General features: G+C 67.6%; 9 protein-coding genes. 4 read left to right on the forward strand and 5 right to left on the reverse strand.

Features of this window, described 5'->3' with window-relative positions:
* Positions 1-606: hypothetical protein (locus AB0J64_RS56030; RefSeq protein ID WP_364046599.1), on the reverse strand; the 606-nt coding region annotated here is incomplete at its 3' end.
* A gap of 227 nt (positions 607-833) precedes the next feature.
* The gene (locus AB0J64_RS56035) at positions 834-1,127 is read right to left on the reverse strand and encodes a hypothetical protein (RefSeq protein WP_364046602.1); all 294 of its coding nucleotides are present in this window, start codon (positions 1,125-1,127) and stop codon (positions 834-836) included.
* Between the two features lie 673 nt (positions 1,128-1,800).
* Between AB0J64_RS56035 and AB0J64_RS56040 the strand changes: the two genes are divergently transcribed.
* Both AB0J64_RS56040 and AB0J64_RS56045 read left to right on the forward strand, forming a co-directional pair.
* Complete coding sequence (locus AB0J64_RS56040) at positions 1,801-2,115, forward strand: hypothetical protein (RefSeq protein WP_364046605.1); 315 nt, start codon at positions 1,801-1,803, stop codon at positions 2,113-2,115.
* Complete coding sequence (locus AB0J64_RS56045; RefSeq protein ID WP_364046607.1) at positions 2,090-2,428, forward strand: hypothetical protein; 339 nt, start codon at positions 2,090-2,092, stop codon at positions 2,426-2,428. The genes AB0J64_RS56040 and AB0J64_RS56045 overlap by 26 nt, the downstream gene beginning before the upstream one ends.
* Before the next feature lie 174 nt (positions 2,429-2,602).
* On the opposite strand, the gene AB0J64_RS56050 is transcribed toward AB0J64_RS56045, so the two are convergent.
* The 3 genes from AB0J64_RS56050 to AB0J64_RS56060 form a co-directional block, all read right to left on the reverse strand.
* Entirely contained in the window at positions 2,603-3,268 is a 666-nt protein-coding gene (locus AB0J64_RS56050; protein ID WP_364046610.1) for a hypothetical protein, read from the reverse strand.
* Positions 3,269-3,426: 158 nt separating this feature from the next.
* Positions 3,427-3,996 carry a hypothetical protein gene (locus AB0J64_RS56055; RefSeq protein ID WP_364046613.1) on the reverse strand — a complete coding sequence of 190 codons (570 nt, stop codon included), beginning with the start codon at positions 3,994-3,996 and terminating at the stop codon, positions 3,427-3,429.
* Positions 3,997-4,408: 412 nt separating this feature from the next.
* Positions 4,409-5,890: a UDP-N-acetylmuramoyl-L-alanyl-D-glutamate--2,6-diaminopimelate ligase gene (locus tag AB0J64_RS56060; RefSeq protein ID WP_364046616.1), complete on the reverse strand. Its 1,482-nt coding sequence runs from the start codon at positions 5,888-5,890 to the stop codon at positions 4,409-4,411.
* Between the two features lie 1,006 nt (positions 5,891-6,896).
* On the opposite strand from AB0J64_RS56060, the gene AB0J64_RS56065 reads away from it, so the two are divergent.
* Together AB0J64_RS56065 and AB0J64_RS56070 are read left to right on the forward strand one after the other, a co-directional pair.
* Positions 6,897-7,259 (forward strand): hypothetical protein, encoded by a 363-nt coding sequence (locus AB0J64_RS56065; protein WP_364046619.1) that lies wholly within the window; start codon positions 6,897-6,899, stop codon positions 7,257-7,259.
* A 50-nt stretch (positions 7,260-7,309) separates the two neighbouring features.
* Positions 7,310-9,181, forward strand: a complete 1,872-nt coding sequence (locus tag AB0J64_RS56070; protein ID WP_364046622.1) for an ABC transporter ATP-binding protein — start codon at positions 7,310-7,312, stop codon at positions 9,179-9,181.
* Positions 9,182-9,245: the final 64 nt, after the last annotated feature.

The following is a 9,245-nucleotide window of genomic DNA, read 5'->3' on the forward strand; positions in this document are numbered from 1 at the left end:
GACCGGATCGACCATACGGCCTTGATGGAGCGGGTGCGTTGCCGGGTGAAGGACAAACGCGTTCTGGCACTGGTCAAGGCGTTCTTGAAAGCCGGCGTAGGCGGTCAGGGCGTTCTTGGAGGTGGTCGTGCCGACGGTGATGGAGTCCCCGACGAACTCGATCAGCTTCTGCGGCACCGCCGCCGCGTACGTCGTGGCACCCGGGTCGAGCAGGAGACCCTGGAACACCGCGTCGCCGTGGTAGGAGCCCGCGACGACCCGGTAGGACACGCGTAAGGTGTGGTTCCCCGCGGCCAGCGGAGCCGGGGTGAGGTTGACCGTGCCGCGCACGTTCTGGATGTAGACCCACGCGCCTCCGTCGATGCTGTAGTACAGGTCGATGGTGTTGCGCTGGCTCAGCCTGACCGTCCTGCCGGTGAAGCCGGTGGTGAGATAGGTCCCCGCCCAGTACGGCACGTACGCGGTGGGCACGGAGGTGTCCCAGCGCCCGGTGAAGGAGATGTTGGCGTCGGTGGGTGACCCGTCGCCCGTCGCCGCCTCGGCCGGCGACGTGACCGCCGTGATCATGGCGACGATGAGCGTGGTCAGCAGCAGCCGTGTCCTCATGAGAGTCCGATCTTCTTCATGCCTTGCCTCCTGCTCGGAAGGACCTGGCAGGGACAGTGGACGGGAAGTCAGGAACGATCGTCAAGGAGACCGCCCGCGCGGCGCCCGGCGGGCCGCCTCCGGGCAGGTCGGCGGCGCGTCCGCGGTGAAAGTTTCACCAGACTTCTACCGGATCACCCGGTATGTCAGGTGGGTGACGAGGCCGGTGCCCGAGGGGCGCCGAGCGGTTACAGGATGATCACCTGGTGGTGTGCCAGCAGGGCGTCGATCGCGGCGTCGCCGGTCGGCGGGCCGAGGCGGGTGGGGGCGCCGGCCTCCAGGAGGGCCTCGACCGTGCCCCGGTAGTCGCCGTCCTCCGCCCGGTTGTTGCGCAGCCCCCACAGCGCGCAGTCCAGCGGGGTCGGCCCCTCGTCGTCGAAGGCCCGGTCGCAGAGGTCGGCGCCGCGTTCGATCAGCAGCCGCGTCAGGGCCAGGGAGCCGGGCGCACTCGTGGACCGTGGCAGGTTGCCCGTTGCGTGCACGGCAAGCGCTCTGTGCCGTCTTGGGAGGTGCAGGACGTCGCGGTCAACCTCGGGCGGTGTCAGAGGCGTGCGAGTTGGGTCGCTGCGGCAAACACATGGCGACGCGGCCTCGTTGCGAGGCGAGGCCATCCCTCGGACGGTCTTCAGCTACTCGGTCTCATGACGTGAGAACGCTTCGGCCCTGTGTTTCGTGGGTCAATGCCGTTGAGATAGCAATTGATCATGGTCTTTGCTGGGCGAAGCTACCAGCAAGATCGCTATCTAACGGCATTGGGGAGTGCGGTGCTGACGCGTTCGCACCGTTGACCTCAACCTCGGTTCAGGTTGTAGCGTCCGCTTCGGCGGCTGGGGCGATTTTCCCGTGCCTGCAGCCGATCCCCTCGAGAGGATTGGAATGCAGCTAGATTCGGATGTGCTCGAAGTCCTGTCCGAAGTGAAGTCCTGGAACTGGGCACGATCGCTCGCGACGGGGGTCTCAACGTCCGCCCGATGGCGGCGACCTGGATCGCCGACACCCAGCAGATCGCGATCACGACTCCGCTCGCGTACGCACAAAAAAACGTTCAACATCCGGCGGGACGGCCGGGTGTCGGTGCTGTAGTCGGACTTCACCGGTAGCGGGCTTTCCGGCAAGTCCGCCGTCCTGGTCCAGGGCGTCGCCACCGCGCCGGACGTGGTGGCCAGGCCGGAGGACATCAAGGAGTACTGGCGGGAGCTGTTCCGCAAGACTCCCGGCCTGACCGAGGAGTTCGCCTCCGACGAGGCCAAGGCCACGATGGACTGGTACTACCTGCGCCTGCCGGTCTTCGTGACGCCCGAGCGGGTGCATGTGCTCGAGCCGGTCGAGGTCGGAGGTTCCTTCGAGCCGTTTCCGCCGTGGGGCGCGCCGATGGGCGAGCAGATCGAGGACGCCCTCACCCGCTACCCGTCGGCGGCCTTCGTCTCAGGGTCACCCGTACGCCGTGCGCGCCAGGGTCTCGGCGGGTGACGATGGCGAGCTGCGGGTCCGCACCGCGCAAGACTTCGAGGGCCGGATCGGACCGGCGACCCTGCTGTGGCACCGGCACAACGGGCAGTCCGGCGACATGTGCTCGCTGCACGTCGCGGGCACTGCGATCGGGTCCGGCACGGAGTGGGAGTTCCACCCGGAGCGCATTCCGGGCTCGTCGGCCGCCGACGACGGTGCCAACGACGACTGGATCGCCGACGCGCGTGCCCGCACCGAGCGCTACCTCAAGCGGCGCGGGATTACCCCGGCGCCGATCGACTGGGCCGAGCTGGCGGTACTGGTTCCGGCATGACGGCGGTCGAAGTCTTCTCCGACGTCCTGTGCCCGTGGTGCCAAATCAGCAAGCGGCGCCCTCAACGACCCAACAGCATCAAGGCCGTTAGATAGCGATCTTGCTGGTAGCTTCGCCCAGTGATCTTGTCGGGTCATGCAGGCGGTTCGGGGCGATTGACCGATCTGGTCGCGGTTACTTGCAATCGCTTATCAACGAATATCGGGAGGCGGCGTTGATCAGGTCCAGCCCGGTCATGGCAAGGTATTCCTCGGCGAGACGGTGGGTTCCGGTCTCCCGGTCGGCGATCCCCGTTTTCGCGAAGGAGAAGAGGGGGCTCATGACAACGGACAGACAGGCGTCCAGGGCCTTGCCGACGAACTCTCGCCTGCACTTGTCGGCGTTTTGATGGGCGTAACCATCCGGGTCGTGGAGTGGCCCCTTGGGATCGTTCAGAATGCCTTCGACGTAAGCGCTGCAGTCGTTGTATCCGGGAAGGCCGTCCTCGGGTCCCCATTCGCAGTGACCCATCCATTCCCCCTTCAGCGTGTTCAGACGGCGCTGGGCCGCCCGGATGCCCTGGCTGGCCCATTCGCGGCTGAGCGCCCGCACGACGCCCATCAATCCGGACTTGGCGGAGCACTCAAAGAAGTACGCGGGCAGACGAGGTCCGGTGGGCCGAGGATGCTCGTGAGGGAGGCCACGAACACGTGGTTTCCAGGGCGGCCGGCGCTCCCCGCCTGCCTTCAGCTCCTCCAGCACGGCCATCACCTTGCCCCGTTTGACCTGGCTGTCGGTGCGCCGCGAGGCCCGCAGCACCTCGCCCGAGGCGCGTCCTGAGGTCTTCTGGGCCCGGCTCACGCGCTCTCCTGCCCGCGCCGACCCGGGAAGCGCGGCATGCCCAGATCGGTAACACCGCGCCCGGTGGCAGTGCGCTCGATGCCCCGCCCGGCCTGCTGGGTCCGGACGATGCGATAGAGCAGCGCGGGCTGGACGCATGAGGTGAGCCGGCGACCGGCTCAGGCCACCAGATCCGTCTGTTCTTGCACCGTCCCGTCTTGGGCTAGAAGCGCCTCGTACTCATTCCTCTTCTTCGGCGACAACAACGCCTTCGACTTGCGCCTGCCCGGCTGCGCCTGACGTTGCCTGGCCTCCTCCCCTTCAAACAGCGCCTGAATGGCTAAGGGGACCCACCGCCGATGCTCCTCGCTTTGCTGCATCCATCGGATGAACCTGTGGATGTCTCCCCGTTGTCCGGAGCAGAGGTAGAGCCGGTACAGCCGCCCGATGTGGACGTCCTCACTGGGTGGCGACGGCTGTTTGAGCGCTTCAACAGCAGCAAGAACCTTGTCGGCCTGCTCGCGCATGCTCTCGTCCAGGCTGCCTGCCGCGCTCTTGACCAGCGCCTCGAGAGCTTGCTGCTGCCTGGCGTGAGCCTCCTGTGCAGCGCTTTCGGCGGCCTGACGAGCTTCCTCAGCCGCCCGAAGGGCTTCCTCCAGTCGCCTTCCCCTGCCGATCCACGATAAGGGATCTCTCCACCACCGGCCCTTGACGGTGGGTTCGGGTTGATTTTTGACGTAGGTTGCCATGCATCCCCTCGCCTGGACGTATGCACGTTCCGTCACTAGGACGGTATGAGCGCTGCAGCCGCTCGCCTAGGCATACTTCGGTGACGGTAAGGGATCTTCCGCTGGCTCGCAGGTGAAGGTCACCCCGGGCAGGTTGCGGCAGGGCCACGAACTGGCGGCGGGCGGCGGTCGACCGGCAGTTAAGGGGCCATTCCGGTGGAGACACCGATGCCTGCTGCCACACGGGACCGGGGCCACGTGCACGTGTTCAGTGCTGCCGGTGTGCTCGCGCAGGCGGGCGCGCGCCACTGCGGCAGATCGACCGCGCCCAGCACCTGCCACGCGGGCAGAGCAGCCGGCAGATCCAGGCGAGCATTCATCGTTTCCCTGTCACGGGCCGCCAGGCAGGTCTATCGGCGTGCGCGGCAGGGGCCTACGCAGTGGGCAGGGTGCTCAACTCGTGCACGGTAGTCATGTCATCGAATGGAAACCTGCGATCGCCGATGATCTGGTAGGACTCGGCGCCCTTGCCTGCGACAAGCACGACGTCGCCCGGCTCGGCCGCCTCCAGCGCCCACGCGATGGCCTGCCGCCGATCGGCAATCTGCTCCAGAGCCGCGTTCGTGGCCTGCACACCGACCGTGATCTCGTCGATGATCGCGTCCGGGTCCTCGCTGCGCGGGTTGTCGCTGGTAACCACCACCACGTCGGAGTACATGCCGGCAGCCTGCCCCATCGGGGCGCGCTTGCTGGGGTCTCGGTCGCCGCCACAGCCGAAGACCGTGAGTACTCGGCGGCTGGCGAATTCGCGGATCGTGGCGAGCACCTTCGTCAGCGAGTCGACTGAGTGGGCATAGTCCACCACCACCGATACCCCGGCAGGGGTTTGGTAGGTCTGAAACCGGCCCGGGATCACCGGCAGTTCCTCCAACGCGCCGAGCAGGGCATCGACGTCATAGCCCAGCTGGTGACCGGTGGCGAGCGTGGCCAGCGCGTTGGAGACGGCGAACCGGCCCGGGATGGGCACCCGTGCCGCGCGCCGACGGCCGGCGTGGTGCAGCACGAACCGGGTGCCGGTAGGGTGCACCCGCAGTTCTGTCGCCCGGAACTCCGCAACGGTGTCGTCCAGGCCGTATGTCGTTACCGCGCCGGGCATCAGTACGGCGATGTCGGTACTGACCGGGTCGTCGGCGTTGACCACCGCCCGCCGGCACATTCCGCCGAACAGCAAGAGCTTGGCCTGCTTGTAGGCCTCCATGCTGCCGTGGTTATCCAGGTGATCGGGCGTCAGATTGGTGAACACGCCGACATCGATGTCGGTCGCGTCCACCCGGTGGAGCATCAGCGCCATCGAGGATGCCTCCAGCACCACCGCGCCGGCCCCGCGATCACGCAGGGCGCGCAAGATGTGCTGCAACTCCACCGCTTCCGGAGTCGTGGGCGTGGTCGTGTCGATCGTGATCGGCTCATCACCGATGCGGCATCCATCGGTGCCGATCACACCCACCCGCGCACACACCCCCCTGCGCAGTACCGCCTCCGTCATGAAGGAAAAGGACGTCTTGCCGTTGGTACCCGTGACCGCGACGACGCGCATCTCACGTGACGGCTCGCCGAAGTAGCGCGCGGCTACGACCGCGGCCGCCGCGCGCGTGTCCGCCACCTGAACCACACAGGTGCGCGCCGGCAGCTGGACGTCGAGCGGATCCTCGACCAGCACACCAGCCGCTCCACGCTCCACGGCGTCGGCCACGAAACGGTGACCGTCCATGCGGCTACCGCGCATGGCGATGTAGAGGCTGCCGATAATCACGCGCCGCGAGTCGTAGGCGATGCCGGCGCAGATGTCGGCCTGGCCCGGATCGCCATGAAGAACCCGGTGCTCATATCCAATCAGCAGGTCACGCACCTTCATACTGTCCTGCCGCCCTCTCTTTTTGGGCCAGCAACCTGTGACGGAGAGGGGGCAAGCGTGGGAGATCGTCGTCGGCGTGGCACGCCACCGAGGGAGATGTTCAACGTCCGCGTGCGGCGCTCGCCTACATCGCGAGACGTACTGCCTCGGCACGACCCCTGGCGCGCATCCGGGGACGGCTTCCCCCGAATGCCGTCCCCGGATGTTCCCAATCCCTCAGGCCAGGTGCCGGCGATCTGGCGAGGTGGCAAGGCACTTCGCCGCATCGGACTCCTGGTGGTGCGCCCTGGGGCGCAGAAGTCATCATGTGCGTCCCGAACAGCGACGTGGGGGATGGTGGTGCGTTCGCGACAGACACTTGTCCGCTCTTGACCTACGGTTCCCGCTCCTCCATTCGGAGAGCGACGGGTCTGGCATGAGGCTATCGTGAGGTGCGTTCGCTAACCCCCATGCGCGTTGGTGCCGTCAGCGGTGCGAGCAAGACGCTCGCTATGACCCCTGTCATCTCCCGCCGGTGACATCGGTATCTTCCGACCGGCCCGCGACCCGAAGGTCGATCATGGCCGCGGCGAGCATCCACCGTGATCGCTATCGGACGACCGCGATGCCGCGTCCGGCGCTCGTCGTAGCCTCGCGCATGTCCGCCCGAAGCCGGGCAAGCGTGGCCATCAGGCTTGATGCCGCCTGACATGCCAGCCGCCGGCCGGTCCAGAGCCTGACCGCCCACCGTCGTCCAGCGCCGGCTATGGTCTTGGCCGCATCCGTCCAGGTGCTGCCTGCACGCATGTCCGGACCCTACGCGCAGACAGCTCAACGGCTGACCGAGCGCGGCTTCCTGCGCGATCAAAGTCACTGTCCTTGCCAGCAGGAGGTCCTTTCCCCGTCGGGATGGTCGGCGATCGTTGAGAGAGTTCCCGGGAGGGCAACACCGTCGCGATGAAGGCGATGTGAGAGGCCGACGAGCGGCTGGTGCCAGGGCCGTGCCCGTTCTCTGGAGTTGCCTGACATGGTCCACATCCGCCCGGCCCGCCACGGCGACGGCCACGCCGCTGAGACGTTGGCCGCCACCGCCTTGGGCGATGCCACCGGCGCCGGCCCCCGCCTGGCCCGTTCGCCGCGGCGATCGACGAGCTCGGCGGTCAGATCCCGCTGCCCCACGGCCAAGGCCTGGTCTTCGTCGCTTGCCCGGGGCGGCAGGCTCGTCTACGTCGAAGTCCGCCAGGATGACGGGCCGCGCCTGCGGTGGTATCGCAGGCGCGGCTACCACCTGGTGCCGTCAGGGGAGCCGGTGATCCTGGCTGTCGCGGGCACGACGGTCGCTTTCGCTGATGGTGGCGACGGGTTCCGCGTGATGATCAAAGTGATCTGAGAGGAGACACCCAGCAGAAACTGTCAGTGACCACACTCATACTCTTCGTCATGGCAGAAGAGGCCCTGGACATGGGCGAGATCACGATCTCCGATTGGTACGGCCACGCCGACAAGATGGCCGAAGTCCGCTTCCTCACGATCGCCAGACGCCTGCCCTCACTTATCCGCCAGGCCATGGGCGTAGCCTGGCAGGCCAGTTCCCGCGACACCCTGTGCGCGGTCATTCTCAACCTGCTCGGCGGCGTCTTCACCGCCTTCGGACTGCTGGCCACGACGGGCGTGCTTACCGCGCTGTTCACCGCTGGACCTACCCTCGACCGGGTCCAGGCTGCCCTGCCGAGCCTCGCCCTGGTCGCCGCGGCCGCCGCGATACGCGCCACGTTGCAAGCGGGCGCGGGATGGGCCCAGTCCCGTCTCAACCCGCAGATCTCCCGGCTGAGCGAGGAGGAGCTCTACCGCCAGACCAGCGAGGTTCCGCTGGTCGCCTTCGACGATCCCGACTTCCACGACGCCCTCGAACGTGCCACCTCGCGCGGCATGTACGTCGCCTCGACCGTGGTCACCTCCGCGATCGACGTGCTCACCGCCGCCATCGGGCTCATCGCCGTCGCCGGTGTGCTAGGCGTGTTGCATCCCGTGCTGCTGTTGCTCCTCCTGCTCGCCGTTCTGCCCGATGCCTGGGCCGCCGTCCGCGCCGCGCGCATGCGCTACACCACCGAGTACGCGCTCATTCCTGTCCGCCGCCGCATGTGGATCATCGGTAAGCTGCTCGCCGAACGCTCATCCGCCGCCGAGGTCCGCGCGTTCACCATGCGAGGCTTCCTGTTGCGCATGTACGACGCGGTAGCCGTCGCCGAGCAGGACGTCCGGCTCGCACTCGCACGCCGGCAGACGATCACGCGGCTGATCGGTGAAGCCATCGGCGGCGTCGGCGCGGCGCTCGTCTACATCGCCCTCGGCCTCCTGCTGGCCATGTCCGCGATCCCCCTCGCCATCGCCGGCACCGCCGTCCTGGCCATCAAGTCGGCCCAGACCTCGCTGGCCAACCTCTTGTATGCCACCAACCGCCTGTATGAGGAGGGCCTGTACTTCACCGACTTCACTGAGTTCCTCCACTTCTGCGCCGACCGGCACCGCCCGCCCCATACCGTTCCCGCTACCGCGGCCCTGACCGGGTTCCGCCGGATCGCCGCGGAGAACGTGACGTTCTCCTACCCCGGCTCCGATGCCCCGGCGCTGCGCGGGGTCTGCCTGGAGATCAAGCGCGGCGAGGTGATCGCGTTCGTCGGCGAGAACGGCTCCGGCAAGACCACGCTCGCCAAGATCCTTGCCGGTCTGTACGAGCCCGACAGCGGCACCGTCTTCTGGGACGACGTCGATCTGGCGGACGTTCATCCCGACGCGGTCCGCCTGCGCACCGCCGTCATCGCCCAGGACCACACCCGCTGGCCTCTGACGGCCCGCTACAACATCACTATGGGCACCGACAAAGGCGAGCCCGCTCTGCACGCCGCGGCCGCCATCGCGGGCGCCGACGACGTCATCGCCGGCCTGCCCCACGGCTACCGCACCCTGCTGGATCGCCGCTTCAAGGACGGCTGCGAACTGTCTGGAGGCCAGTGGCAGCGCATCGCCGTCGCCCGCGGCTTCCACCGCGACGCCGACCTGCTCATCTGCGACGAACCCACCGCCGCCCTCGACGCCCGCGCCGAACACGCCGCGTTCGAGGGCCTGCGCACCCACGCCGACGGCCGCACGGTCCTCCTCATCACCCACCGCCTGGCCAGCGTCCGCTACGCCGACCGCATCTACGTCCTGGACCACGGCAAGATCATCGAGCAAGGCAATCACGAAACACTGATGGCCGAAGACGGCCTCTACCGCGAGCTGTACACCCTCCAAGCAACGGCCTACCGATAGCCTCCACCACCGCCCTGCACCGCACGCGAGGCGTCGCCACAGGAGCCTGGCATCGCCTCGCGTG

This window comes from Nonomuraea sp. NPDC049695, assembly GCF_040674955.1.
Lineage (GTDB): Bacteria > Actinomycetota > Actinomycetes > Streptosporangiales > Streptosporangiaceae > Nonomuraea > Nonomuraea helvata.

Bases quoted from the DNA above. Each gene is read 5' to 3' on its own strand.
- AB0J64_RS56055 (WP_364046613.1), bottom strand. From the start codon at position 3,996: ATGGCAACCTACGTCAAAAATCAACCCGAACCCACCGTCAAGGGCCGG.
- AB0J64_RS56060 (WP_364046616.1), bottom strand. From the start codon at position 5,890: ATGAAGGTGCGTGACCTGCTGATTGGATATGAGCACCGGGTTCTTCAT.
- AB0J64_RS56065 (WP_364046619.1), top strand. From the start codon at position 6,897: ATGGTCCACATCCGCCCGGCCCGCCACGGCGACGGCCACGCCGCTGAG.
- AB0J64_RS56070 (WP_364046622.1), top strand. From the start codon at position 7,310: ATGGCAGAAGAGGCCCTGGACATGGGCGAGATCACGATCTCCGATTGG.